Source organism: Variovorax sp. FW301-JW7 (assembly GCF_058788795.1).
Genome location: NZ_JBYTBC010000001.1, coordinates 1,003,106 through 1,027,112, shown reverse-complemented (window position 1 = coordinate 1,027,112; position 24,007 = coordinate 1,003,106). Strand labels below are relative to the sequence as shown.

The window sequence follows — 24,007 nt, the reverse complement described above, 5'->3', positions numbered from 1 at the left end:
ACGGCATGGTTACAACGTGCTCTCGGCCTCTGCGGCGACCGCCGTCGGCGGCAGCACTTCACCGGGCATCACGAGCCGGATGCGCAGCCCGTGCGGCGCCACGTCCATGACGGCCAGCTCGCCGTGCAGGGCATCGGCGCGCTCGCGCATGCTGCGCAGTCCCTTGCCCCCGGGCTCGCCGGCCGCCCCATCCAGGCCGCGCCCGTCGTCCAGCACTTCGAGCACCAGCCCGTGTGAACGTTCGCGCGGGCCGAAGCGCACTTCCACGCGGGTGGCCTGCGAATGGCGCAGCACGTTCGACAAGGCCTCCTGAGCGATGCGACACAGCTGCATCGCGGCCTCGGACGAGAGCGGCGGTGCCAGCACCACATCCTGCACATTCCAGACGAGCGCGATGCCCAGGCGGTCGAACGCCGGTTGCAGCCTGTAACGCAAATGGCCCAGACGCTCGCCGATGCTGGTGTCGGCCTGGTCGTCGAGGGAGTCGACCGTCATCTGCAGCTCCAGCAGGCAGGCCTGCAGGGCCATCGACAGCTCGCGAGCGTCGGCGGAGCGCGGGTCGTAGCTGGCCATGAGCGCCACCAGCCGCGAGCCGACGCCGTCATGCAGGTCGCTGGCGATGCGGCGGCGCTCGGCAAGCACGGCCTGCGTCTGGCGGTACCGCACGAGGCGGCGCCGCGTGAGATACCACGTGCCGACGATCATGCAGAGCACGGCGATGTTGACCCCCTGCAGGGCCCAGAAGGCGCCCGGCACCTCGGTACCCAGTGTGGTGATCGCCGACGTGGCCCGGATCAGCTGTCCCACCACCGGCGTCAGGTGCAGCGCGCAGGCCAGTCCGACCCACAGCAGCAGCCGCCGGCGCGAGGCACGGGGCCACAGCCAGATCAGGAGCACGCACCACGCAGCGATGGAAAGCCACACGAACTGGTCCTCCAGGAAATACGGCGGGAGCGGGGACGCCGGCGCGGGCATGGGTGGCTCCGCTGCGAACGCGGCGCGCCCGAAGCGCGCCCTAGAGCAGCCCCCGGTGCGAGGCGAAGCTCACGGCCTGCGCGCGGGTGTGGGCGTGCAGCTTGCGGTAGATGTTCTTGACGTGTGCGTTAACCGTCTGGGCACTGATGGTGAGCTGCAGAGCGATCTCTTCCGTCACATATCCCGTGGCTACAAGTCGCAACACTTCGCGCTCCCGTGCCGACAGGGTGGCCTTGCTGTCCGGCGGGCGCACCGGGCTCGCATTGGAGCGTTGGTGGTCCAGGTGCACGAGCAGCCGGCGTGCCAGTCGGGGGGTGATGGCGGCACCGCCGTTGACCACCTGCAGCACGGCCTGGGCGTAGCTCTGGAACCAGGCGTTCTTCACCAGGTAACCCGAGGCCCCGAGCTCGAAGGCATGCAGCACCTGAGGCTCGTCTTCCAGCGCGGAAATGACGATGATCTCGGCGGCGCTGCGGTGCTTCTTGGCCTCTTCGATGAGCTCGAATCCGCTGCCGTCTCCGAGGCGGATGTCGACCATGAGCACATCGAATTCATGCTGCATCAGGAGGCGCCGGCCCTCGCGCAGGGAGCCGGCCTGGCCTTCGAGCTGGATGCGCAGATCGCCCAGCAGTTCCTGGGCAATGACACGGCGGACAAAGGGGTCGTCGTCGACGAGCAAGACACGAACGGGCTTGGTTTCCTGGCCCGTGAGGTAGTCCGGCCACGGCAGGGTATCCGCCGAGGGCGCCAGGAGCCCACCAAACTGGCCAGGATTGGAGAACTTCCTAGCACCGCCACCGACATCGGTCAATGAAATGTCAAGCTCGTTTTCCATTTACGTCCCCTTGTCACAGAAATAAGTCGCGACTTCGTGAACAAAAGTTAATCGATTTCTACTCTTTTTTTGGTTCGCGGCTTTTTTGATTACCTTGGTTTCGTCTGGTTGCAATATTGCCAGATTGTGAACGAAAGTGATAGTGGCTCCGAGGGGAACCCTGCGGAAAACCGGCTCCCTGCCGGTACCGGAAATGGCTGCGGACATTGCTTTCGCCATAGCCTTGCACTACCCAGCCTGAGGCATTTTTCGATCCCTTCCCCCCGCTGAAACTGCATCCCGGTCGCAACGGAATCCATTCAATCCGTGCTCGCTGACCGTTAGCTGATGGCCGGATTCCCCGGCGATCGGGTTCGTTTCAACACTATCGAGGAAGCATCATGAAGAAGACTCTTATCGCCATGGCAGTGGTTCTCGTGGCTGGCATCGGGACTGCAACCGGTAGCAGCGTGGCGCTCGCCGTCACCAACACCACGACCGGCTCCTCCAGTTCGGCTGGCTCGGTCGCCGCCAGCTCCGGAACGGGCAGCGCACTGAGCTACAACGCAGCCAACTCCAGCTCGTCGGCCACGGCCAACGCAGCGGGCGGCGCAGCGGGCAATGCCTTCCTGCGTGTGGGCGGCGCCACGGCAGGCGGCACGGCAACGACCCAAGGCAGCGTGACCAGCGTGGCAGCAACGACCGGCAACGGCGTGGCCGCAGGCGGTGCGAACGCACAGGCCAATGCAACGTCGGCTGCCAATGCCAACTACGCTGGCGGCGGTGCGAATCCGGTGAGCGGTTCCGCAGGCGGCGCAGCGGGCTCGACCACCAACAACACGGCGGCAACGGCTGCAGGTCCTGGCGGCGGTCTGGCTGTGGTGACACGCACCTCGGGCACGACGGCTGGCTACAACGCCACTTCCGGTGCTGTGAACGGCGTGGTCAACGGCACGACCACCTCGGCCACGGCAGGTTCGACCGGCGGTTCGACCGGCGTCGTCAACTTCCACCTCGGCAACGCAGCGACCTTCAGCAACGGTGGCGGCACCGCTGGCGGCGCGATCGCTGGCGCAACCGCCAACGCTCCCTGAGCGATCCGGTAGATCGGTTGTTGGACCAGAAACGGGGAGGGGCACGCCCCTCCCCTGCTTCCCAAAGGAGTCGAAAAAATGAAAACATTGATCGCCCTGGCCTTGCTGGGCTTGTCTGTCGGCGCTTCGGCGCAAACGGCGGGCGGCGCCAACAACCAGTCAAGCAGTTCGGCCACCACCAACGCCCAGGGCAACACCCAGGCGGTGAACTTCAACAGCTCCGCCCCCTCGGATGTCACTTCCCGGGCCACGGTGGACAGCAACAGCACACAGAACATCAACAACACGGGTGCGACGACCAGCGTCGTCGACTACCGTGGCAGCTACACCGTCAAGAACGTGCCGTCCGTGAGCGGCCCGAACCTGACGACCAGCAACGACACCTGCATGGGCAGCACCAGCGCCAGCGCCAACGGCCCGGGGGTCGGCCTGAGCTTCGGCACCACCTGGACGGACGAACACTGCAAGCGCCTGAAGATGAGCCGCGAGCTCTGGAACAAGGGCATGAAGGCAGCGTCGCTGGCCATGGACTGCATGGACCCGGCGGCCCAGGCCGCGCTGGAGATGACCGGCTCGAAGTGCCCGCAGTCGATGACCGCCGAGGAACGCGTGAGCGCATTCGGCCCGCAGGCCTCGTCGGCCGGCGCGCCGGTGGCGGCCCGCCCGGCGGTGGCTGCGCCCGTGGCCGCTGCACCGGCACCTGTGCCCGCGCCTGCACCGGCGGCGCCTGTCGCTGTCGTGGCACCCGCCCCCGCGCCGGCGCCCGTTCCAGCTCCGGTGGCCGTCGTGCCGCAGCCGGCCGCCCCAACGCCGGCAGCGCCCGTGGCGGCGGTGCCGGTGGTCGCGCCCGCGCAGGAACAGCCGGCCGTGCCCTCGCCGGTGACGGCGGCGCCGGCCCTGGAAGCCGCACCGCTGCCCGCGCCGATGGAGCCGGCACCGGCCCCGATCGCGGCCGTGCCGGAAGAAGGCGCCATGGCCACGGCCGAACCCGCCCCGGTCGCCAGCGTCACCGCGGCACCGGTCGAGGCCGCCCCGCAGCCGGACATCCTGGAAGCGCGCATCACGCGCCGCCTGCCGGCCGACGCGACCGACGAGGTGGCTGCCGCCCCGGCCGACGCGCAATGAGGTCCGCCTGGAATCCATCATGAACACCAGGACCCTCTTCCTCTGGGTCGCCGCCTCCTGCGTGGCCACGGCCTCGGTGGCCGCCACGCCGGTCATCCGCATCGAGCGGATGCCCATGGGCAGCGGCCTGCAGAACGCCAGCGGCACGGAGAACGCCGAGCCGGTGGGCGACTACGGCGTCTGGCACGTGCCGCAGTACATGCCGGGGTTTCCGACCTCGGCCACCATCTGGCCGCGCGTCGTGATCATCCAGTGCAACGTCACGCGATGCGGCGGCTACGAGGTCACGCCCGAACTGGGCCGGGGCGAGTACCTGTTCTTCCGGCCGTCGGAAGACAGCAGCGTCGGCGGCAAGTAGAGGCAGACGCCACTTTTTCGAACGCTGCGCCGCCGGGCCCGCAAGGTCCCGGCGGCGCTCGGCCGTGTGCGTATACCCTTCGCACATGCAACACCCCCTCGTGCGCGCCTTGCGCGCCCTGCTCCGCGCCGCCGCCACGGCGGTGCTCGTTCCCGTGCTGTTGTTCGAGGAATGGGGCTGGGCCCCGCTGGCGGCGCTGGTCGCGCGGCTGTCGCGCCTGCCCTTCTGGGCGCGGCTGGAGAACCTGCTGCGCGCGCTGCCGCCCTGGGGCGCCCTGCTGGCGTTCTTCGTGCCGGTGCTGCTGCTCTTTCCGGTGAAGCTCCTGGCGCTGTTTCTCTTCGGGCGCGGCCACGCGATCAGCGGCATGGCCGTGCTGCTGCTGACCAAGCTCGCGGGCACGGCCGTGGTCGCGCGGATCTTCCAGCTGGTCGAAGGCTCGCTGATGCAGCTGGCCTGGTTCGCCCGCTGGTACCCGCGCTGGAAAACCTGGAAAGACGGCGTGCTGACACGGGTGCGCGAAAGCCGCCCCTGGCGCATCGTGCGGGCGGTGCACCGGCGCGTCCTTCGGGGATGGCACCGGCTGCGCGCCGAGTGAATCTATTTTTACCCGGGTGTATTGTGTTTTATATTTTGCCCGGGTAATATTTGGAGATGAATCCATCTCCCTCCACCCGACGTACCCTCGTCAAGCAATACAAGGACAGCGTGCGTCCCGCCGGCGTCTTCGTCATCCGCAACCTGAAGGACGGCCGCGTCTACGTGGCCGGCAGCCTCGACGTCGAAGGCGCCATGAACCGCGCCCGCTTCGAGCTGAACCTGCGCTCGCACCGCAACAAGGCATTGCAGCGCGACTGGGTGGCGCAGGGCGCGACGCACTTCGGCTTCGAGCTGATCGACCGGGTGAAGGAGCGCGACGACCCCGCCTTCGACCGCGCGGCCGAATTGGAAAAGCTGCTGGAGCTCTGGCGCGAGGAACTCCAGTGCACCACGGACAAGGGCTACAACACACCATGAGCACCGACGCACTGGGCTTTTGCCTCGACCTCGGCCGCGCCCACGCCAGCCTGAGCCTCAAACTCAACGAAGACCTGGGCGCCTTCCACGGCCTGGACTACGACGACTTCACCCTGCTCCATCTGTTGCTGCGAGCCGGCAACGGCGCCATGCCGATGGCCGAGCTGGCGCACACGCTGGGGTTGCCAATGTCGGCGCTCATCCGCAAGATGGTGCTGCTCGAAAAGACCGGCCTGGCCGAGCGCACGACGGGACCCGATGGCGACGCCCGACGCCATGCGATTATTCGCAGCGGCGGAAAGAAGTTGATGCAAGCCGCCATCACCACCGTCGAGGCGATCTGCGCCGACGCCGTGAAATCGCTGGACCCGCAACGCCTGCCAGACCTGCATGCCGCGCTGCGGGCGCTGTGCGATCACGACACGCCGCACGCCTGAACCGTCCTGCGGGTAGATTACGAACCTCGTTTCGTTCCGCCCGGATCGACAACCCAAAAAGAATCCGCATGTCACCCGACGAACTACCGACCACATTCACTGCGTTTGCCGGCTTCCAGCGCGTCGCCGCCGGCACCAAGGCCCAGGTGCTCACGCAACTGCGCGAGCGCGGCGACGCCGCCACCTGCCTCGTGTTCGACGACCAGACCGGCGAGCAGCTCGATGTCGATCTGCGCGACCCGAAGGCCATCGAAACCTCCGCACTCGAAGCCGAAAAACACGAAGACGCGCCCCGCGGCGTCGGCCGTCCGCGCCTGGGCGTGGTGGCGCGCGAAGTCACGCTGCTGCCGCGCCACTGGGACTGGCTCGGCCGTCAGCCGGGCGGCGCCTCGGTGGCGCTGCGCAAGCTGGTGGACGACGCACGCCACGTGCACGCCGACCGCGACACGGTGCGCGCTGCGCGCGAAGCCACCTACCGCTTCATGACCGCCATCGCGGGCAACCTGCCCGGCTTCGAGGAAGCCACGCGCGCGCTGTTCGCGGGCGAGCATCAGCGCTTCAGCGACCTCGTGGAACCCTGGCCCACCGACCTGCGCGTGCACCTGCACAAGCTGTCGGCCGGTGGCTGGGGTGCTGCATGAGCGCGGCGCCCGACCACGCCACCGGCCCCGGCAGCAACCAGAGCGGACTCAAGGGCGTGCCCGTCGCGCCCGTGGGTGCGTCGCGTCCGCTGTGGAAGGTGTTCCTGTTCTTCCTGGCGCCGATGTTGCTCAGCAACATCCTGCAATCGCTCTCCGGCACCATCAACAACATCTACGTCGGGCAGATGCTCGGCGTGAGCGCGCTGGCGGCGGTGTCGAGCTTCTTCCCGGTGATGTTCTTCTTCATCGCCTTCATCATCGGCCTGGGCGCGGGCGCCTCGGTGCTCATCGGCCAGGCCTGGGGCGCGCGCGACGCGGCCAAGGCCAAGGCGGTGGCAGGCACCACGCTCACGGTGGGCCTGCTGCTGGGCCTGGCGATCGCGGTGTTCGGCGGTGTCTTCACCACGCCGATGCTGGCCATGCTGGGCACGCCGCCCGACGTGCTGGCCGACTCCACGCGCTATGCCCGCATCATGCTGATCGCGATGCCCGGCGTGTTCCTGTTCCTGCTGGCCACCGCCATGCTGCGCGGCGTGGGCGACACCATCACGCCGCTGCTGACGCTGCTGATTTCCACGGCCATCGGCCTGGTCGTCACGCCCGCGCTCATCCGCGGCTGGGGCGGGTTGCCGCAGCTCGGCGTGGCAGCCGGCGCGTGGGCCTCGGTGCTCTCGTTCGCGGTCGCGACCACGTGGCTGGGCTTCCGGCTGCGCCAGAAAAAGAGCCCACTCGCGCCCGACGCGGAGTTCGTGCGCTGCCTGCGCGTCCAGCCGCAGCTGCTGAAGGCCGTGCTGAAGATCGGCGTGCCCACGGGCGTGCAGATGATCGTCGTGGCGCTGGCCGAAGTGGTGCTGCTGTCGATGGTCAACAGCTACGGCTCCAACGCCACGGCCGCCTACGGCGCGGTGAACCAGGTGGTGGCCTACGTGCAGTTCCCGGCCATCTCGATCGCCATCACCACGTCGATCCTCGGCGCGCAGGCCATCGGCGCGGGCCGCGCCAACCGGCTCGGCGCGATCGTGCAGACCGCGCTGGGCATGAACCTCGTGCTGACGGGCGGGCTGGTGCTGCTGGGCTACCTGTTCTCGCGTCCGCTGATGGGTTTCTTCATCACCAGCGCACCGGTGATCGAGATTGCGCAGAACCTGCTGCACATCATGCTGTGGAGCATGGTGCTGTTCGGCATGGCGTCGGCGGTGTCGGGGATCATGCGCGCCAGCGGCTCGGTGCTGGTGCCGACGCTCATCACCATCGCCTGCATCCTGGGTGTCGAAGTGCCGGTGGCCTGGCTCATGAGCCGCCACTTCGGCATGGGCCTGGACGGGATCTGGGTCGCCTACCCGGTCACCTTCGGCGCGATGCTGCTGCTGCAGACCGCGTACTACCGGCTGGTGTGGCGCAAGAAACCGATCGGCCGGCTGGTCTGATCGGTGCCTCGGCGGGGGTCACTCCCCGTCGAAGGCCTTCTTCACCGTGGCGATGTCGAGCTTGATCATCGTCATCATGGACACCATCGCGCGGGCCGCCTTGGCGGGGTCCTTGTCCTGGAACATGCGGATCAGCGGCATGGGCGCAACCTGCCACGACACGCCGAAGCGGTCGGTGAGCCAGCCGCACTGCACCGGCTGGCCGCCGCCCTCGAGCAGCTTGTCCCAGTAGTAGTCGACCTCCTCCTGCGTCTCGCAACTCACGCTGAGCGAAATGGCCGGGGTGAACTTGTACTCGGGCCCGCCGTTGAGCACCATGAACGACTGCCCGTCGAGCTCGAAGGTCGCCGTGAGCAGCTTGCCCTTCTTGGCGGGATTCACATCGCCCCAGAGCAGCGTGTCGGTGAGGCGCGACTTCGGAAAGATGGCGGTGTAGAACTTGACCGCCTCCTCGCCGTTGCCGTCGAACCAGAGGCAGGGAATGATCTTCTGCATCGAATCTCCTTTGCTTGGATGATGAACCAGGGAGTTCAGTATCAAAGCCGAAGCGGCGCCCTGTCAACCTGCGCCGCGGCTGTCAGTGAGAAGTTCGCAGGTGGGGCCGCGGGCCACAATGGGCCGATCCTTCGCTTCGGAACTGCCATGTTCGCCCCTTCAAGAACCCGCTTCAGCGCCCAGGCTTTCCTCGCCGCCGGGCTCGCTGCCCTGGCGGTGTCGGCCGGTGCGGCCGACACCGCCTACCCCGACGCCGCCGCCAGCGACCCCGCCCGGCTCGGCTGGATGACCGGCTCGCCGCCGCCACCCGACCGCATGCTGCGTTTCGATGACGGCAGCTATTTCCAGTTTCCGGCGATGCGCTGGAGCGTGTCGAATTTCCGCCAGCTGATGCCGACCGTGAACGTGTCGCGCGGGCTCGGTGCGCCCACCGCCCTGCCCCAGGCCTTGCGCAAGGACATCGACACGCTGCGCTTCACGCCGCTCGATGCGAAGACGCCCATGACCTGGGACGCCTCGCTGGCCGCCACCTACACCGACGGCATCCTCGTGCTGCACCGCGGGCGCGTGGTCTACGAGCGCTACTTCGGCGTGCTGAGGGACGACGGCCAGCACGGCGCCATGTCCGTCACCAAGTCGGTGGTCGGCACGCTGGGCGCGATGCTGGTGGCCGAAGGCACGCTCGATGCCAACAAGCCGGTGGTCGACTACGTGCCCGAGCTGGCGACCTCGGCCTTCGGCAACGCCACCGTGCGCCAGGTGCTCGACATGACCACGGGCCTGAAGTTCAGCGAGGACTACGCCGACCCGAAGGCCGAGGTCTGGGCCCATGCGCAGGCCGGCAACCCGCTGCCCAAGCCCAGGGACTACACCGGCCCGCGCAGCTACTACGAGTTCCTGCAGACCGTGCAGCCCGAGGGGCGGCACGGCGAGGGCTTCGGCTACAAGACCGTCAACTCCGACGTGCTGGGCTGGGTGATCGCGCGCGCCACCGGCCGCACCGTGGCGCAGCTGCTGTCGGAGCGCATCTGGCGCCACCTGGGCGCCGAGCAGGACGCCTACTTCACCGTCGACTCCATCGGCACGCCCTTCGCGGGCGGCGGCCTGAACACCGGCCTGCGCGACCTCGCGCGCTTCGGCGAGATGCTGCGCAACGACGGCCGCGTGCGGGGCCACCAAGTCGTGCCCAAGGCCGCCGTCGACGACATCCGCCGCGGCGGCGACAAGGCCGCCTTCACCAAAGGCGGCTACCCCCTGCTGCAGGGCTGGAGCTACCGCGACATGTGGTGGGTCACGCACAACGACCACGGCGCCTACATGGCGCGCGGCGTGCATGGCCAGCGCATCTACATCGACCCGAAGGCGCAGATGGTGATCGTGCGCTACGCCTCGCACCCGGTGGCGGGCAACGCAGCGAACGACCCCGTCACGCTCCCGGCCTTCGAGGCGCTGGGGCGGCACCTGCTGGGCGCGCCGGCTCGCCGCACTGCAGCAAAAAGGTAGGCGTTTCGCTTGCCGGTGAAGGGGAGCGCGCGGGCTACCCTCTTCCTTTCAGTGGCCGCACGCCGGGTGCTTCTGCCCTTCGGTGGCGTTCGGCAGGCCCAGGAAGTCCAGGATGTGCGGCGTGGTCCCGTCCACCTGCGTCAGCACGGTGCCGCCCAGGTTGCCCACGCAGTAGCTGGGCTTGAGCGGGTTCTGGTGGTTGTTGTTCAGGATCAGCAGCGTGTCGCGTTCGGCCGCCGTTTGCCCGCCGTGGCTGCTGCCGGTGCCGCCGTGGTCCGAGGTGACGACGATCAGCCATTCCTCGTTCGCGTAGTTCGGGCGCGACGTGAGCGCCGTGAGCACCTGCTGGATCTGCTGGTCTTCGCCGGCGATCTTGCCCTGGTAGTAGGCATTGAGCGGGTCGTAGCTCGGCGCGTGGACGTCGACGTTGTGCAGGTAGTAGAAGATCGCCGTCGGCGGGTGCTTCCAGCTCAGCCAGCCTTTCACCGCATCGGTGGCCTGCTGCGAATTCTTGGCCGCGTTGGCGACCACGAAGTCGGCCAGCGCCGGGCGCAGGTTGTGGGTGATGTTGAACCAGTCGCCCACCACCGCCGTCGTGGCCGTCGGCCAGGCCGCCTTGATCTGGTCGAACACGTGCGTCTTCTTCAGCGGCAAGGTGGTGGTGTTCGAGGTCACGCCATGCTTGTCGGCCCAGAAGCCGGTGAACACCGACGACCAGCCCGGCCCGCTCACGGTCGCCTGCTTGGTGCCGCCCGCCAGCACGTTGCCGTGGAAGGCGCCGCCGGCAATCAGCGCCGACATCGCCGGCGTCTGCACGCAGCCCGCGCACTGGATGGCGTCGCCGCGCAGGCCGTCGATGCCGATCAGCAGGATGTGCTTGTTGCCGGGCACGGGGTTGGGAACGCCCTCGCCCGCGATCAGCGAGTAGTGGTCGTAGGGGTTGCCGACGTAGTCGGTCTTCAGGCCGCCGATGTCGCTGGCGCGCTTGTCGCTCAGGTCGCAGCGCTGCGCGGTCTTGTGATAGTCGAACGACTTGCACCACGACGAGCGGCTCGCGTCGGTGCAGGCGTTGGCGCAGTCGGCGGGCGTCACGGACTGCAGGGCTTCGGTGTTGTAGCCGCTGATGGCCGCATTGGGCGTGCGCGCGAAAGGCTTCAGCGGATCGGGCTTCAGGCTGTAGTGGTCATAGGGGTTGCCGGGGTAGTCGGTCTTCAGCCCGCCCACATCGGCGGCGCGCTTGTCGCTCAGGTCGCAGCTCTGGCCGGCCTTGTTGTAGTCGAACGAGACGCACCAGGCGCCGCGTGGCGCGCCCAGGCAGGCCGACGCGCACATCTCGGGTGTCGACTGCGTCAGGTTCTCGATGTTGTTGCCGGAGATGGCGGCGTTCGGCGTGGCCGCGAAAGCGTCCAGCGAGGCGGCGCTTGCATGTCCTGCCAGCGCTGCGAACAGCAGGCCCGCCAGGGATGCACGGATCGATGACTTCATGAGGTCTCCTCATCACAGGGTCGTGGGGTGATTCCCGGGTGCCGCCTCGCCGTTTTTTCAGTGCGAGTGCAACGCCGGGCGGAGTAAATCACCGCCGCCTGCCATCGATCCAATTCAAAAATCTTCGATGTTGTATTGAGCAGAGCTATACATCGACGTGTCACGCAGCGCGCTCAGGCCACGCGATTTGAGAACGCCATGACCCCGTCGTCCACGCGCCCGAGGCGCAGCAGGAGGATGTCGCGCAGGTAGTTCTGGTGCAGTTTCCACGGCGTGTGCGCGCCCTGCTTGGGAAACTTGTCGAGCGAGCGCTGCACGTAGCCCGAGCTGAAGTCGATCCACGGTTCGGGCGACAGGTCGGGGCCCGCGTTGTGCGGCGTGCATTGCCGCCAGCCGTGCGTGTGCATGTGGTTCAGCAGCCGGCAGACGTAGGCGCAGGTCAGGTCGCACTTGAGCGTCCACGAGGCGTTGGTGTAGCCGAAGGACGAGGCCAGGTTGGGCACGTCGCTGTACATCATGCCCTTGTAGTTGAAGGTCGCGGCGGGGTCGACGCGGCGGCCGTCCACGCTCAGCTCGATGCCGCCGAGCACCTGCAGCTCGAGGCCGGTGGCGGTGACGATGATGTCGGCCTCCAGCACGCGGCCCGACTTCAGCCGCAGGCCCTCGGGCGTGAAGGTGTCGATGTGGTCCGTGACCATCGACGCACGGCCCGCATTGAGCGCCGCGAACAGGTCGCCGTCGGGCACGAGGCACAGGCGCTGGTCCCACGGGTTGTAGCGCGGCGTGAAGTGCGTGGCGATGTCATAGCCAGGCCCGAGCGCATGGCGCACGCCGCCCAGCAGCATGCGCCTGACGCGCGCCGGCTTGCGCCGTGCGAGCCGGAAGAACAGCATGCCGAGCGTCACGTTCTTCCAGCGCGTGAGGCGGTACGCGGCCATCGCCGGCAGCAGGCGCCGCAGGCGGTTGGCAATGGGGTCTTCGGCCGGGCGCGCCACCACGTAAGTCGGCGAGCGCTGGAGCAGCGTGACGTGCGCGGCGCTCTGGGCCATGGCTGGCACCAGCGTCATCGCGGTGGCGCCGCTGCCGATCACGACCACGCGCCGGCCGCTGTGGTCCAGGTCGGCGGGCCAGTGCTGCGGATGGACGATGCGGCCCTGGAAGTCGGCCATGCCGGCGAAGTCGGGTGTGTAGCCCGCCTCGTAGCGGTAGTAGCCGCTGCACAGGAAGAGGAAGTTGCAGCGCCACTGCACGAGCCGTTGGTCGGCGCCCTGCGCCACGTCGACCGTCCAGCAGGCGTCGGCGCTCGACCAGGCGGCGCGCACCACGCGGTGCTGGTAGTGGATCTTGTCGTCGACGCCGTGCTGGCGCGCGGTGTCGCGCACGTACTGCAGGATCGACGGGCCATCGGCGATCGCCTTGGCCTGCGTCCACGGGCGGAACACGTAGCCCAGCGTGTACATGTCGGAGTCGGAGCGCACGCCCGGGTAGCGGAACAGGTCCCAGGTGCCGCCGCTGCGTTCGCGCCCTTCGAGGATCGCGTAGCTGCGGCCCGGGCACTGCGCCTGCAGGTGGCAGGCGGCGCCGATGCCGGAGAGGCCGGCGCCGACGATCAGGACATCGACGTGCGGCGGCGCGACGGCCGGTTGTGCTGCTTCCATCGGTTCTTTGTCTCCTGTCTCATGGCTTGTTGTTGTCTGGCTTGTCCACGGGCGTGCGCCGGATCATCAGCCAGGCACTCACCGCACTCAGCACGGCCAGGCCGGCGCTCAGCAGCATCACCCAGCGAAAGCCCGCGACGAAGGATTCGGCCACCGCGTGCTTCACGGCGGCGACGGTGGCCGCATCGGCACCCGGCGGCGCACCGGCCGCGGCCAATCGGTCGCGCTCGGCCGCAAGAAAAGCCCGCAGCTCGTCCGACGCGCCCATCGCCTGCAGTCGCTCGGCCAGCGCCGCGTCGAAGGCCCAGGCCATGATGGCGCCGAACACGGCAATCGCCAGCACCGCCGCCGCGCGCGACACCGCGTTGTTCACGCCCGAGGCCACGCCCGCGAGGTCGGGCCCCACGGCATTCATGACCGTGGTGGTGAGCGGCGCGACCGTCACCGTCATGCCGAAGCCCAGCACCACCACGGCGGGCAGGAAGCCGCTCCAGTAGCTCGCGCCCACGCCCGGCAGCGCGAACAGCGCAAAGCCCACGGCCGCGATGGCTGGCCCGATGACCAGCGGCACGCGCGGCCCGAAGCGGTCGACCAGCTGCCCGGCCCAGCCCGAGAGCGCGAACATCAGGAAGATGAACGGCAGCAGCGCCGCGCCCGCCACCGTGGCCGAGTAGCCCTGCACCTGGATCAAGTTGAGCGGAAAGAAATACAGTCCACCGCCCAGCGCCGCATACAGCAGCAAGGTCAGCAGGTTGGCGCCGCTGAAGTTGCCGATGCGCAGCAACGACAGCGGCAGCATCGGCGTGCGCGCCCGGCGTTCGGCGACGACGAAGCCGATGCTGCCCGCGACGCCGATCGCCAGCGCCGCGAGCACGGCCGGCGAACGCCAGCCCTGCGTCGGCGCCTCGATGAAGGCGTAGACGATGCCGCCCAGTCCGGCGGTCGCCAACAGCGCGCCCCACAGGTCGAGCCCGCCGCGCGCCGCGGCGCCTTTGCTCTCGGGCACGTGGCGGCGCACGATCCACAGCACCAGCAGCGCCATCGGCACGTTGATGAGGAAGGCCCAGATCCACGAGAAGTGATCGACCAGGAAGCCGCCCAGCACCGGCCCCACCGCCGCAGTGATGCCGCTGAAGCCCGACCAGGTGCCGATGGCCTTGCCGCGTTCCTTCTCGGGAAACGAGGCGCTGATGAGCGCCAGGCTGCCCGGCACCAGCAGCGCGCCGCCGATGCCTTGAATCGCGCGTGCGGCGATGAGCTGCTGCACGTCGGCCGCCAGTGCACAGCCCACCGACGACAGGGCGAACACGACGACGCCGATGGCAAAGATGCGCCGCCTTCCGTAGCGGTCACCGAGCGCGCCGCCCACCAGCAGCAGCGCCGCGAGCAGCAAGGCGTACGACTCGACCACCCATTGCGCCTGGAAGGCCGTGGCGTGCAGATCGGCCTGGATGGCAGGCAAGGCAACGTTGACCACCGTGCCGTCGATGAAGGCCATGCTCGAGCCGACGATGGCCGCGGCCAGCACCCAGGGCTTGGAGGCCTCGGGGCAGGCGCCCTCTTCCGTGGGTGGATTCGCCCCATGCAGGATCAGCGTGTCGTCGCAGGGCGCCTTGCCGATCTGTGCCATGGGGCCTCCGGTTCAGGGGTTGCCGGTATGACTCCTTCCCCCTTTGGGGGAAGGTTGGGATGGGGGCATCTTCCAACTGGAAGCAGCGCCTGCACAAGCGCCGCCGCGCCCCCGCCCCTGCCCTCCCCCAGAGGGGGAGGGAGAAAGGCAAGAAGTCAGATCGCGCACGCCGTCGCGCCCGGGTTCGCCTGCGCCGCGTTCACGCTGCGCGCCATGGCTGCAGCAGCCGCTGCTGTCACGCGCTGCGCGCCCTGCGCAAGCGCATCCATGCCGCTGCCCGTCGCCTCGCCCGCGTCGAGCCGACACACCACCGTGCGCGCCTCGTCGGAGCGGCGCAGCGTCCAGGTGAAGCCGGCGTCCACGCGCCCGCCGTCCACCATCTCGAACTGGCGCACCTGCACCGCCACGCGCCACACGGGCTGCGAGGCCTGGCGACCGCCCTGGGTCACGTCGAGCGCGCCGAGCCGGCCGGCGATGCCGCTGCCCAGCGCGTCGCGCAGCTCGTTCTCGAAGGACGAGGCCCAGCGGTGCTGCTCGAGCACGTCGACCTGTACGCCGCCGGTCGGGCGGCGCACCACCATCTGCGGGCGCGCCAGCCGCTCGGGCACGGCAATGGGCGCAAGCTCGATGTACAGCGGCGACGCCGCATTGGGAATGCGCGGCGCCGCGTCGGTGAGCGCGGGTGGGCTGGCCAGCGTGTAGTAGCTGTCGGGCTTGCTCGCGCAGCCTGCCAGCACCAGCAACGCGGCGGCGCCCGCGAGCGCGAAGGTCGTCGTCTTCATTTCTTGTCGTCCGGTTTGCCGCGCAGCAGCGATTCGGGATGGCGTTCGAGGTAGTCGGTCAGGATGCGCACGGAACCGGCGGCGCGCGTCAGCTCGCGCAAGGTCTGGCGCATGTCCTGCTGCAGCGGCGAGTCGTCGGCCAGCGTGCGTTCGGCCGAGTTGACGGTCTTGCGCACGTCCTTCATCGCGGCGGCCAGCTCGGGCGTCACGTCGCTGTTGATGCGGCTGACGGTCTGCTCGGTGCTGGTGAGCGTCTTGTTGAGCGTGGCCAGCGTGGTGCGCAGGTCGGTGGCGATCTGCTCGTAGGGCACCTTGTTGAGCTTGGTCGCGATCTCCTGCACCTGCGTCTGGATCTCGTCCAGGCCGTTGGCAATGGTCGGCAGCTCGATCGGGCTCTTCGACAGGTCGATCTTCGCGGGCGGCGCCTTCGGGAAGAAGTCGAGCGCCACGTAGACCTGGCCGGTCAGCAGGTTGCCGTTGCGCAGCTGGGCGCGCAGGCCCTTCTCGGCCAGGAAGCGCAGCCGTTCCTGCTGCGTCGCGCGCGACTCCGTAGGCTGCGCACCGCTTTCGCGACGGCGCAGGCGGTCGGGGTAGATCTGCACCAGCACCGGCATGCGGAACTCGCGCTCGGCGCGGTCGAACTCGACGCCGATGGATTTCACCTCGCCCAGCACCACGCCGCGGAAGTCGACCGGCGCGCCCGGCGTGAGGCCGCGCAGCGACTGGTTGAAGTACATCAGCAGCGTCTGCGAGGGGCCGTCGGGCTCCTTCATGGCGGAGCTTTCGTCCTGCGCCAGCGCGAAGGCCGTGTTCTCCTTGGCCAGCGGGCCCATGGCGTCGTCGGGCGCCTGGAAGGCGATGCCGCCGAGCAGGATGGTGGCCAGCGACTGGGTGCGCAGCGTGAAGCCGCTGGCGCTGAGTTGCGCGTCGATGCCGCTGGCCTGCCAGAAGCGTGTGTTCATGCCGACGAACTTGTCGTACGGCGCGTTCACGAACACCCGCAGCGTGACGCCGCGGCCGTCGCCGTCGAGCTCGTAGGCCGCGACCTGCCCGACCTTGATGCGCCGGAAGTACACGGGCGAACCGACGTCGAGCGAGCCCACGTCGCGCGCCCGCAGCAGGAACTGCTGGCCCGAGTCGCCGCGCGTGACGATGGGCGGCGATTCGAGGCCGGTGAATTCGCCCGAGGTTTCCTTCTCGACGCCCGCGTCGGCACCGATGTAGGCGCCCGACAGCAGCGTGCCCAGTCCCGAGATGCCCGAGGTGTCGAGCCGGGGCCGCACCACCCAGTAGCGCGAGTCGGCCGAGGTGAAGCCCTCGGCGTCCTTGTTCAGCTGCACCAGCACGCGCACGTGCGAGCGGTCGCGCGCCAGGCGCAGGCTCTGCACGAGGCCGATCTGCACGTCCTTGTATTTCACGGCGGTCTTGCCGGCTTCGAGGCCTTCGGCCGTCTTGAAGGTCAGCACGATCTCGGGGCCGCGTTCCATGAGGATCTTGGCCACCAGCGTCACGCCGACCAGCGCGGCGACGATGGGAATCAGCCAGATCAGCGAGGGCAGCCATTCGCGGCGGCGCGCCACTTTCGGCTTCGGCAGCGCGGGCGGGGCCGACGCTGCCGGACGGTCTTGCGGTTGCGTGTCTTCTTCACTCATGCGATTTTTTCTTCCCTGCTTTCAATCTGTCGTTCATCCGTGTCTGCTTCAGGCGCCGGGCCGTCCCACGTCAGGCGCGGGTCGAAGCTCAGCGAGGCCAGCATGGTCAGCACCACCACCGCGCCGAAGGCCGCAATGCCCACGCCCGCGGTGATGACCGCGAAGCCCTGGATCTGCACCAGCCCGGTCAGCAGCGACACCACGAACACATCGAGCATCGACCAGCGTCCGATGATCTCGATGATGTGATACAGCTTGGCCCGCTCGCGCCGGCGCCAGTTGCTGCGCCGCTGCGCCAGCACCACAAGCAAGAGCAATACCGCCAGCTTGAACAGCGGCACCAGGAAGCTCGCGATGAACACGATCGCCGCCAGCCCCCAGGCGCCCGACACCCAGAAGTAGATGACGCCGCTGAGGATGGTGTCGTACTGCGCGCCGAACAGCGTGCGCGTGATCATCACCGGCAGCAGGTTGGCCGGGATGTACATGATGCAGGCCGCGATCAGGAAGGCCCAGGTGCGGTTCAGGCTCTGCGGCTTGCGCGTGTGCAGGCGCGTGCCGCAACGGGCGCAGGCGTCGCCATCTTCGGCATCGCGCCAGACGGCCGTGCAGTGCGTGCAGACGTGCAGGCCGAGCCCGGCGGCCGTCGGCACAGGGTTCTCGTGGTCGTGCTCGTCGTCGGCCTGCGCCTCCCAGGGACGTGCCGAGGCCAGGCGGGCGGGCAGCCCGCGCATGTTCATGCGCGCACCTCCGGTGCATCGGCATCTTCCTCATCGGCCTGGCGGAAGGTCATCTCCCAGAACGCGCCGGGGTTGAACGACAGCACGGCCGTGAGCGTCACGGTGAGCGCCACGAAGGCCCACAGCGCGGGCCCCGGCACCACCGTCGCCATGCTCGACAGCTTGACGATCGCCACCAGCACGCCGAGCAGGAAGACCTCGATCATTCCCCAGGGCCGCAGCGTCTGCATCATGCGCACCAGCATCGCGAAGCCCCAGGGCCGGTGCGCGCGGGCCAGCGGCACCAGCAGGTAGGCCAGGATGCACAGCTGCAGCAGCGGAAACAGGATGGTCGTGGCCAGCACCAGCAGCGCCACCGGCGACATGCCCTCGGCGCTCAGCACCACCACCGCGCCGGCCAGCGTGGTCTGGCTGCGCAGGCCCTGCAATTCGATCTCGACGATGGGAAACAGGTTGGCGATGGCGAACATGATCAGGCTCGCGACCGTCAGCGGCAGGATGCGCCGCTGCTGCGCACCCGGGTGCCGGTCGAGCTCGGTGCCGCAGCGCGGGCACTCGGCCACGTCGCGCGGCGCCAGCGGCGTGCGGGCGTAGACCGCGTCGCAGCCCGGGCAGACCACGGTGTCAGGTACTTCCTTCATGAGGCCGTACCCTACCTTATTCAGGCGTGCGGACTTGTCGTCTTCAGCCGCAGACTGCTGAAAACCGCCGCCACCGCCGCGCAGCCCGCCGCCAGCACCAGCGCCACCACCGGGCCGTGTCCGCCGTGCGGGCTCCAGACGCTGAACACCGCCGCCAGCACCACGGCCCCGAGCGTCTGCCCCGTGAGCCGCGCCGTGCCGAGCATGCCGCTGGCCGCACCACTTCGGTGCGCGGGTGGCGAACTCACGATGGTGTGGTTGTTGGGCGACTGAAACAGGCCGAAGCCCAGGCCGCACAGCGCCATGCGCCAGGCGATGTCGGCATTGCCCGGGTGCGCCGGCAGCGCCGCCAGCAGCGCCAGGCCCGTGGCCAGCAGGCCCAGGCCGATGCCGCCCAGCAGCCCGTCGGGGTAGCGCCCAATGAGCCGCCCGGCGATGGGCGCCATCACCACGATGGCCAGCGGCCACGCCGTGATCAGCAGGCCGGCCTCGATGTGGCTGCGGCCGTACACGTCGAGCAGCAAAAATGGCAGCGCGATGTAGGCCAGCATCTGCGCGCAGAACGCCGCCACCGAGGTGCCCATCGACAGCGCGAACACCGGAATGCGCAGCAGGTCGATGGGGAAAAGCGGCACCGTCAACTTGCGTTGGCGCCGCAGGTAGACAAAGCCCACCGCCAGCCCGGCCCCCAGCGTGGCCCAGGCCGACCACGGCGTGCCCGTGGCCTGCACCCCGCCCTCGCGCACGCCCAGCTGGTCCACGCCAAGGAAGACCAGCGAGAACATCAGCACGTTGAGCGTCACGTCGACCAGCGAGAAGCGCGCGCCGGCGGCCGGCGCCGCGCGGTTGAACGGCAGCGCCCGCAGGCCGAGTGCGAAGGTGACGATGCCCAGCGGCACGTTGATGGCGAAGAGCCACGGCCACGACGCCACCGACAGGATCGCCGCCGCCACCGAAGGCCCGGCCACCGACGAGGTGGCGACCACCAGCGAATTGATGGCCATGCCCCGCCCCAGCTGCGCCGAGGGGAACGTGAGCCGCACCAGCGCCGCGTTGACGCTCATGATCCCTGCCGCGCCCAGCCCCTGCAGCGCGCGCGACGCGATCAGCGTGCCGAGCGAATTGGCGAAGGTCGCGGCCAGCGACGACACGGTGAACACCGCCATGCCCACGAGGTACACGCGCCGGTAGCCCACGAGGTCGCCCAGCGAGGCCAGCGGCAGCAGCATCACCAGCGTGGCGATCTGGTAGGCGTTGACCACCCAGATGGCCTGCGCCGGCGTGGCCTGCAGCTCGCGCGCGATGCCGGGCAGCGCCAGGTTGACGATCGTGCCGTCGAGCACCGAGACCGTGAGCCCGAGGATGATGACCAGCATCGCCCAGCCGCGCGCGGGCGCGGCCAGGCCGTCGAGCTGGGCCTGCGGGCCGTTGCCTGTCATGGCGACTGTCATGTCAGGCCTCCTGCGCCCTGCCCCCGGTCGGCTCGGAGCGCACGCCGCCGAGCGTGAGCCAGGTCAGCACCAGCGCGATGAGCGCGCCGGCGGCCATGCCCGCCACCATCGGCAGCGGCCGGCCGTTGGAGAACACGCCCACCACCGCCATCGCCAGCGCGCCGGTCAGCATCTGCAGCGTGCCCAGCAGCGCCGAGGCCGTGCCGGCGATGGCGCCGTGCATCTCGAGCGCCAGCACGCCGGTGGTCGGGATCACGAGGCCCATGAAGCCCGAGGCGATGAAGTACAGGACGATCAGCACCCACAGGTTGTCGCCGCCCATCGCGAAGTACACGAACATGGCGACCATCGCCACGCCGCAGCAGGCCACGCCGAACTTGACGAGATTGACCAGCCCGTAGCGCTCGCCCAGCGAGCCCGTGAACTGCGAGGCCGCGATGAAGGCCGCGGCATTCACGCCGAAGGCCACGCTGTACATCGCGGGCGACAGGCCGTAGTGGTCGATCATCACGAACGACGAATTGGCCAGGTAGGTGAAGAAGCCCGCCATCGCGAAGCTGCCGATGAACACCAGCCCGAGGTAATGCCAGTCGCGCAGCAGCAGCCAGTAGGCCGACAGCGCGCTGCCCAGGCTGCTTTCGACGCGCTCGGAGGCCGGGCGCGTTTCGTCGAGCAGCTTGACCATCATGGCCAGGCCCGCCACCGCGGCGATGGTGACGGCCCAGAACACGCCGCGCCAGCCGGTGAAGGCGATGACCAGGCTGCCCGCGAGCGGCGCCAGGATGGGCGACACGCTGAACACCAGCATCAGCAGCGACATCAGCCGCGCGGCGTCGGTGCCGGTGTGCAGATCGCGCACCACGGCGCGCGGAATCGCCATGCCGGCGGCGGCGCCCAGGCCCTGCACGAAGCGCAGCGCGATCAGGGTCTGGATGTCGGTCGCCAGCGCGCAGCCCACGCTGGCCAGCGCGAACAGCACCAGCCCGGCATACAGCGGCGGCTTGCGCCCGACCATGTCGGAGATCGGGCCGTAGAGCAGCTGGCCCGCGCCGAGCGACAGGAAGAAGGCGGTGAGGCTCATCTGCACCGCGCCGATGTCCGCATGCAGGCTCTGCCCGATGGCGGGCAAGGCCGGGAGGTACATGTCGATCGCGAAAGGCCCGATGGCGGAGAGCAGGCCCAGCAGCAGGGCCATCTTGAAGAACGGAGAAGAACGCATTGGGCCGATTGTGGCGAAGGCTCGCAATCGGTGCAGGCGTGGGGTCGGCGGCTTTCGCCGCTAGTGCATTCGTTCTACCGAGCGGTACGCCGCCCCCTTCAGTACAGCGTCGACCGCTGCCGCGCCGGCAGTTCGCGGTCGTAGGTGGCGCCGTCGAAGGCCGCGTCGGTCAGCGCCGAAAGGATGGCGCCCGGTGTCGGCACGGTGCGCGGCGCGTCTTCCAGCACGGGCGCCCAGAGCTTCGAGCGCTGGATGGCGCGGGCGCACTGGAAGAACACGGTCTCGACGCTGATCTCGATCACGCACTGCGGCGCACGCCCTTCCACCGCGAAGCGCGCCAGCAGCTCGGATGCCACGCGGATGCGTGCGCGCCCGTTCACGCGCAACGTTTCGCCCACGCCCGGAATCAGGAAGAGCAAGGCCACACGCGGGTCGGCCACGATGTTGCGCAGGCTGTCGATGCGGTTGTTGCCACGCCGCTCGGGCAGCAGCAAGGTCTTCTCGTCCTGCACCGCGACGAAGCCCGGGGCGTCGCCGCGCGGCGAGGCGTCGAGGCCGCCGGGGCCGATGGTCGCGAGCACCGCGAACGGCGACGCGGCGATCAGCGCCTGGTAGCTCGGGTGCAGGTACGGCACTTCCTTCTTGAGCGAAGCCTCGCCCGGCAGACCGAACAGGGCTTCGAGTTGGGCGACGGTGTCGATGGTGGTCATGGGGCGATGTTCTCCTGAATCGGGGTGGGTGGCGATGCGCGCCGGACACAGGCCAGCGCCGCCACCGCCAGCAACAGCGCGGCACTGCCGTAGATCCACGGCGGCGAGGCAATGGGCAGCAGCACGCCGGCCAGCAAGGGCCCGGCGCCCGCGCCGATGTCGCGCCAGACGGCGCGGGCGGCCAGCGCCTGCACCCGTTCGGGGCCGGGGGTGCGGCGCGCCACGATGGGTGGCAGGAGCGGCAGCTGCAGCGCGCGCAGCACCACGATCAGCGCCGCACAGCTCCACAGCCAGCCCAGGCCAAAGCCCACGAGCGCGAGCGACGTCACCAATGACAGGCTCACGAGCAGGCGCTCGGCGCCGAAGTGCTCCGCCATGCGCCCGCCCACCGGTCCGAGAAAGATTTCCGCGAGGTAGCGCAGCGCCATCAGCACGCCGGCCACGATCACCGCGCCGCCCGGCAGCAGGTCCTTGCCGAGGTACGACAGGCCCACGATGAACAGGCCATCGAGCGCCAGCCCTTCCATGAACGACCAGCCGTCCAGCGCGTTTGGCCGCTGGAAGCGCCGTGTAGGCGCTGCGCTGTGATGCGGCTTCGACGGCAGCCGCCGGGTGACGAACAGCGCGAGCAACGACACCACCGCCAGCACGCCGAAGATCGCGCGCGGCCCGACCGTGTACGCCAGCAGCGCACCGAGCGGCAGCGCGAGCACCGGCCCGGTCGCGATGAAGGCGCGCGACCGCCCGCTGCGCCGCGCGGCACCGAGCGGGTCGGCCGTGGCCAGGGCCTGCGTCGACAGGTTGAGCGCCGCGAAGCACAGGCCCCAGGTCAGCCGCAGCGGCAGCAGCGCCCAGAAACCCGAGAGCGTGGCGTAGCCCAGCCCGCAGCAGGCGGCGGCCACCACAGCCAGCGTGCAGCTCGCCCGGTCGCCGTGGCGCGCATAGAAACGCGCCACCCAGCCGTAGCCCGCGATCCGCACCAGCCGGTTGGCCGCCAGCAACAGGCCGACCTCGGCCAGCGAGACGCCGAACTGCGACGCGTACATCGGCAGCAGCAGGTACAGCACCACGTCGGCCGGCAGCGACAGGCCGAGCGCCATGGCGGCGTGGCGGGAATCCAGGTCGGTGGAACGGACGGGAGCGGCGGGAGAAAGCGGTGGTGCAGCGGACATCGAGCCCGTATCGTGCCCGCTCGCGCCACCCGGCGACAAACGACATTCCCGCGCGGCATGCGTGAGAAAATCGCACGCATGCCGCTTCGCGAACCGCCCCTCCATGCCGTGCGTGCCTTCGTGGCGGCGGCCCGCCACCTGAGCTTCACGCGTGCCGCGGTCGAACTGCACGTGACGCACAGCGCGGTGAGCCGGCAGATCAAGAGCCTCGAGGCCTGCCTGGGCGTGGCGCTGTTCGAGCGCCGCATCCGGCAGGTCACGCTGACGCCCGAGGGCCAGCAGTTCTTCGCGGAGACCGAACCCGCGCTCGCGCAGATCCACGCGGCGGCCCGCGCGCTGCAGCTGCAGGGCCCGGCGCGCGCGGTGCGCATCAACGTGCGGCCGTCGTTCGCGGTGCGCTGGCTCATTCCCCGGCTGCCGTCGTTCGTGGAACGCCATCCCGATATCGAGCCGCAGGTCGTCACCAGCACCGTCATGCCCGAGCAGGCGACGGACAGCTTCGACATCGCCGTGCGCCGCGGCCTCGAGGGCTGGCCGGCGTCGATCCAGGTGCGGCCTTTCCTCGAAGACGAAGTGCTGGTGGTCGGCGCGCCCGCGCTGTTCAAGGCGCAGCCGCTGCCCGACCTGCGCGCCCTCGCCTCGCACGTGCTGCTGTCGGCGCGCACGCGCAAGGACGACTGGGACGACTGGAAGAAGCAGGTCGGCGCACCGCGCGCGCGGCCCGCCGGGCGGCTGCAGTTCGATCACCTGCACTTCGTGCTGCAGGCTGCCGTCGACGGCCTGGGCATTGCGCTCGCGCCGACCTCGCTGGTGGCGCACGACCTGGCCTCGGGGCGACTGCAATCGCCGTTGCCTGAATTGCGGATGACGCTGGAGCGTTACTACTACGGCCTCGCGCCCGACGCGGCGCCCGAGGCGGTGTGCGTGGCCGAGTGGTTCGAACAGATGAACGCGGGCTGAGGCTTCCACGTCCGTAAACGGCCA

General features: G+C 69.3%; 24 protein-coding genes. 10 read left to right on the top strand and 14 right to left on the bottom strand.

Translation table 11 applies throughout. The annotated features are described in order from the left end of the window. Positions 1–9 precede the first annotated feature (9 nt). On the bottom strand, positions 10–924 hold the full coding sequence (locus tag AC3WQM_RS04615; RefSeq protein ID WP_492677115.1) for a sensor histidine kinase: 915 nt from the start codon (positions 922–924) through the stop codon (positions 10–12). A 91-nt stretch (positions 925–1,015) separates the two neighbouring features. Next, positions 1,016–1,810 (bottom strand): LuxR C-terminal-related transcriptional regulator, encoded by a 795-nt coding sequence (locus tag AC3WQM_RS04610; protein WP_489056814.1) that lies wholly within the window; start codon positions 1,808–1,810, stop codon positions 1,016–1,018. Positions 1,811–2,190: 380 nt separating this feature from the next. On the opposite strand from AC3WQM_RS04610, the gene AC3WQM_RS04605 reads away from it, so the two are divergent. From AC3WQM_RS04605 to AC3WQM_RS04570, 8 genes are all read left to right on the top strand, one after another. Next, on the top strand, positions 2,191–2,883 hold the full coding sequence (locus AC3WQM_RS04605) for a hypothetical protein (protein WP_489056813.1): 693 nt from the start codon (positions 2,191–2,193) through the stop codon (positions 2,881–2,883). 78 nt (positions 2,884–2,961) lie between these two features. After that, positions 2,962–4,008 carry a hypothetical protein gene (locus AC3WQM_RS04600; RefSeq protein ID WP_492677114.1) on the top strand — a complete coding sequence of 349 codons (1,047 nt, stop codon included), beginning with the start codon at positions 2,962–2,964 and terminating at the stop codon, positions 4,006–4,008. A 19-nt stretch (positions 4,009–4,027) separates the two neighbouring features. Then, entirely contained in the window at positions 4,028–4,366 is a 339-nt protein-coding gene (locus AC3WQM_RS04595; RefSeq protein ID WP_492677113.1) for a hypothetical protein, read from the top strand. 85 nt (positions 4,367–4,451) lie between these two features. Then, positions 4,452–4,961, top strand: a complete 510-nt coding sequence (locus AC3WQM_RS04590; RefSeq protein ID WP_492677112.1) for a hypothetical protein — start codon at positions 4,452–4,454, stop codon at positions 4,959–4,961. 56 nt (positions 4,962–5,017) lie between these two features. Then, a complete protein-coding gene (locus AC3WQM_RS04585) occupies positions 5,018–5,380 on the top strand; it encodes a GIY-YIG nuclease family protein (RefSeq protein ID WP_492677111.1) in 363 nt (120 codons plus the stop codon). Further along, the gene (locus AC3WQM_RS04580) at positions 5,377–5,817 is read left to right on the top strand and encodes a MarR family winged helix-turn-helix transcriptional regulator (protein ID WP_492677110.1); all 441 of its coding nucleotides are present in this window, start codon (positions 5,377–5,379) and stop codon (positions 5,815–5,817) included. Before AC3WQM_RS04585 ends, AC3WQM_RS04580 begins: the two co-directional genes overlap by 4 nt. Positions 5,818–5,885: 68 nt before the next feature. Further along, a complete protein-coding gene (locus AC3WQM_RS04575) occupies positions 5,886–6,458 on the top strand; it encodes a DUF2239 family protein (protein WP_070060635.1) in 573 nt (190 codons plus the stop codon). Further along, positions 6,455–7,885, top strand: a complete 1,431-nt coding sequence (locus AC3WQM_RS04570) for an MATE family efflux transporter (protein WP_492677109.1) — start codon at positions 6,455–6,457, stop codon at positions 7,883–7,885. Before AC3WQM_RS04575 ends, AC3WQM_RS04570 begins: the two co-directional genes overlap by 4 nt. 18 nt (positions 7,886–7,903) lie before the next feature. Here the strand turns inward: AC3WQM_RS04570 and AC3WQM_RS04565 are convergent, their stop codons facing one another. Continuing rightward, positions 7,904–8,380 carry a VOC family protein gene (locus AC3WQM_RS04565; RefSeq protein WP_492677108.1) on the bottom strand — a complete coding sequence of 159 codons (477 nt, stop codon included), beginning with the start codon at positions 8,378–8,380 and terminating at the stop codon, positions 7,904–7,906. 285 nt (positions 8,381–8,665) lie between these two features. On the opposite strand from AC3WQM_RS04565, the gene AC3WQM_RS04560 reads away from it, so the two are divergent. Then, positions 8,666–9,883, top strand: coding sequence for a serine hydrolase domain-containing protein (locus tag AC3WQM_RS04560; protein ID WP_492677191.1), 1,218 nt, complete (start codon positions 8,666–8,668; stop codon positions 9,881–9,883). 48 nt (positions 9,884–9,931) lie between these two features. Here the strand turns inward: AC3WQM_RS04560 and AC3WQM_RS04555 are convergent, their stop codons facing one another. The 11 genes from AC3WQM_RS04555 to AC3WQM_RS04505 all read right to left on the bottom strand — a co-directional run bounded on the left by AC3WQM_RS04555 (position 9,932) and on the right by AC3WQM_RS04505 (position 23,023). Next, positions 9,932–11,368, bottom strand: coding sequence for a PAN domain-containing protein (locus tag AC3WQM_RS04555; RefSeq protein ID WP_492677107.1), 1,437 nt, complete (start codon positions 11,366–11,368; stop codon positions 9,932–9,934). Positions 11,369–11,541: 173 nt separating this feature from the next. Then, positions 11,542–13,026: a flavin-containing monooxygenase gene (locus AC3WQM_RS04550; protein ID WP_492677106.1), complete on the bottom strand. Its 1,485-nt coding sequence runs from the start codon at positions 13,024–13,026 to the stop codon at positions 11,542–11,544. Positions 13,027–13,045: 19 nt separating this feature from the next. After that, on the bottom strand, positions 13,046–14,656 hold the full coding sequence (locus AC3WQM_RS04545; RefSeq protein ID WP_492677105.1) for an MFS transporter: 1,611 nt from the start codon (positions 14,654–14,656) through the stop codon (positions 13,046–13,048). Between the two features lie 155 nt (positions 14,657–14,811). After that, entirely contained in the window at positions 14,812–15,438 is a 627-nt protein-coding gene (locus AC3WQM_RS04540) for a PqiC family protein (RefSeq protein ID WP_492677104.1), read from the bottom strand. Further along, the gene (locus tag AC3WQM_RS04535; protein ID WP_492677103.1) at positions 15,435–17,090 is read right to left on the bottom strand and encodes a PqiB family protein; all 1,656 of its coding nucleotides are present in this window, start codon (positions 17,088–17,090) and stop codon (positions 15,435–15,437) included. The genes AC3WQM_RS04540 and AC3WQM_RS04535 overlap by 4 nt, the downstream gene beginning before the upstream one ends. Further along, complete coding sequence (locus tag AC3WQM_RS04530) at positions 17,087–17,824, bottom strand: paraquat-inducible protein A (RefSeq protein ID WP_492677190.1); 738 nt, start codon at positions 17,822–17,824, stop codon at positions 17,087–17,089. Before AC3WQM_RS04530 ends, AC3WQM_RS04535 begins: the two co-directional genes overlap by 4 nt. 2 nt (positions 17,825–17,826) lie before the next feature. Beyond that, complete coding sequence (locus tag AC3WQM_RS04525) at positions 17,827–18,471, bottom strand: paraquat-inducible protein A (protein ID WP_492677102.1); 645 nt, start codon at positions 18,469–18,471, stop codon at positions 17,827–17,829. 20 nt (positions 18,472–18,491) lie between these two features. Beyond that, positions 18,492–19,922, bottom strand: a complete 1,431-nt coding sequence (locus tag AC3WQM_RS04520; RefSeq protein ID WP_492677101.1) for an MFS transporter — start codon at positions 19,920–19,922, stop codon at positions 18,492–18,494. Between the two features lies 1 nt (position 19,923). Continuing rightward, on the bottom strand, positions 19,924–21,141 hold the full coding sequence (locus AC3WQM_RS04515; RefSeq protein WP_492677100.1) for a multidrug effflux MFS transporter: 1,218 nt from the start codon (positions 21,139–21,141) through the stop codon (positions 19,924–19,926). 98 nt (positions 21,142–21,239) lie between these two features. Further along, the gene (locus AC3WQM_RS04510; protein ID WP_492677099.1) at positions 21,240–21,851 is read right to left on the bottom strand and encodes a pyridoxamine 5'-phosphate oxidase family protein; all 612 of its coding nucleotides are present in this window, start codon (positions 21,849–21,851) and stop codon (positions 21,240–21,242) included. Further along, complete coding sequence (locus tag AC3WQM_RS04505) at positions 21,848–23,023, bottom strand: MFS transporter (RefSeq protein WP_492677098.1); 1,176 nt, start codon at positions 23,021–23,023, stop codon at positions 21,848–21,850. Before AC3WQM_RS04505 ends, AC3WQM_RS04510 begins: the two co-directional genes overlap by 4 nt. 78 nt (positions 23,024–23,101) lie before the next feature. Here AC3WQM_RS04505 and AC3WQM_RS04500 point away from each other — a divergent pair, with 78 nt between their 5' ends. Further along, positions 23,102–23,983 (top strand): LysR substrate-binding domain-containing protein, encoded by an 882-nt coding sequence (locus AC3WQM_RS04500; RefSeq protein WP_492677097.1) that lies wholly within the window; start codon positions 23,102–23,104, stop codon positions 23,981–23,983. Positions 23,984–24,007: the final 24 nt, after the last annotated feature.

Bases quoted from the DNA above. Each gene is read 5' to 3' on its own strand.
- AC3WQM_RS04570 (WP_492677109.1), top strand. From the start codon at position 6,455: ATGAGCGCGGCGCCCGACCACGCCACCGGCCCCGGCAGCAACCAGAGC.
- AC3WQM_RS04605 (WP_489056813.1), top strand. From the start codon at position 2,191: ATGAAGAAGACTCTTATCGCCATGGCAGTGGTTCTCGTGGCTGGCATC.
- AC3WQM_RS04610 (WP_489056814.1), bottom strand. From the start codon at position 1,810: ATGGAAAACGAGCTTGACATTTCATTGACCGATGTCGGTGGCGGTGCT.
- AC3WQM_RS04600 (WP_492677114.1), top strand. From the start codon at position 2,962: ATGAAAACATTGATCGCCCTGGCCTTGCTGGGCTTGTCTGTCGGCGCT.
- AC3WQM_RS04575 (WP_070060635.1), top strand. From the start codon at position 5,886: ATGTCACCCGACGAACTACCGACCACATTCACTGCGTTTGCCGGCTTC.
- AC3WQM_RS04500 (WP_492677097.1), top strand. From the start codon at position 23,102: ATGCCGCTTCGCGAACCGCCCCTCCATGCCGTGCGTGCCTTCGTGGCG.
- AC3WQM_RS04545 (WP_492677105.1), bottom strand. From the start codon at position 14,656: ATGGCACAGATCGGCAAGGCGCCCTGCGACGACACGCTGATCCTGCAT.
- AC3WQM_RS04580 (WP_492677110.1), top strand. From the start codon at position 5,377: ATGAGCACCGACGCACTGGGCTTTTGCCTCGACCTCGGCCGCGCCCAC.
- AC3WQM_RS04540 (WP_492677104.1), bottom strand. From the start codon at position 15,438: ATGAAGACGACGACCTTCGCGCTCGCGGGCGCCGCCGCGTTGCTGGTG.
- AC3WQM_RS04510 (WP_492677099.1), bottom strand. From the start codon at position 21,851: ATGACCACCATCGACACCGTCGCCCAACTCGAAGCCCTGTTCGGTCTG.
- AC3WQM_RS04525 (WP_492677102.1), bottom strand. From the start codon at position 18,471: ATGAAGGAAGTACCTGACACCGTGGTCTGCCCGGGCTGCGACGCGGTC.
- AC3WQM_RS04560 (WP_492677191.1), top strand. From the start codon at position 8,666: ATGACCGGCTCGCCGCCGCCACCCGACCGCATGCTGCGTTTCGATGAC.
- AC3WQM_RS04515 (WP_492677100.1), bottom strand. From the start codon at position 21,141: ATGCGTTCTTCTCCGTTCTTCAAGATGGCCCTGCTGCTGGGCCTGCTC.
- AC3WQM_RS04520 (WP_492677101.1), bottom strand. From the start codon at position 19,922: ATGACAGTCGCCATGACAGGCAACGGCCCGCAGGCCCAGCTCGACGGC.
- AC3WQM_RS04590 (WP_492677112.1), top strand. From the start codon at position 4,452: ATGCAACACCCCCTCGTGCGCGCCTTGCGCGCCCTGCTCCGCGCCGCC.
- AC3WQM_RS04530 (WP_492677190.1), bottom strand. From the start codon at position 17,824: ATGCGCGGGCTGCCCGCCCGCCTGGCCTCGGCACGTCCCTGGGAGGCG.
- AC3WQM_RS04505 (WP_492677098.1), bottom strand. From the start codon at position 23,023: ATGTCCGCTGCACCACCGCTTTCTCCCGCCGCTCCCGTCCGTTCCACC.
- AC3WQM_RS04550 (WP_492677106.1), bottom strand. From the start codon at position 13,026: ATGGAAGCAGCACAACCGGCCGTCGCGCCGCCGCACGTCGATGTCCTG.
- AC3WQM_RS04595 (WP_492677113.1), top strand. From the start codon at position 4,028: ATGAACACCAGGACCCTCTTCCTCTGGGTCGCCGCCTCCTGCGTGGCC.
- AC3WQM_RS04565 (WP_492677108.1), bottom strand. From the start codon at position 8,380: ATGCAGAAGATCATTCCCTGCCTCTGGTTCGACGGCAACGGCGAGGAG.
- AC3WQM_RS04585 (WP_492677111.1), top strand. From the start codon at position 5,018: ATGAATCCATCTCCCTCCACCCGACGTACCCTCGTCAAGCAATACAAG.
- AC3WQM_RS04535 (WP_492677103.1), bottom strand. From the start codon at position 17,090: ATGAGTGAAGAAGACACGCAACCGCAAGACCGTCCGGCAGCGTCGGCC.
- AC3WQM_RS04555 (WP_492677107.1), bottom strand. From the start codon at position 11,368: ATGAAGTCATCGATCCGTGCATCCCTGGCGGGCCTGCTGTTCGCAGCG.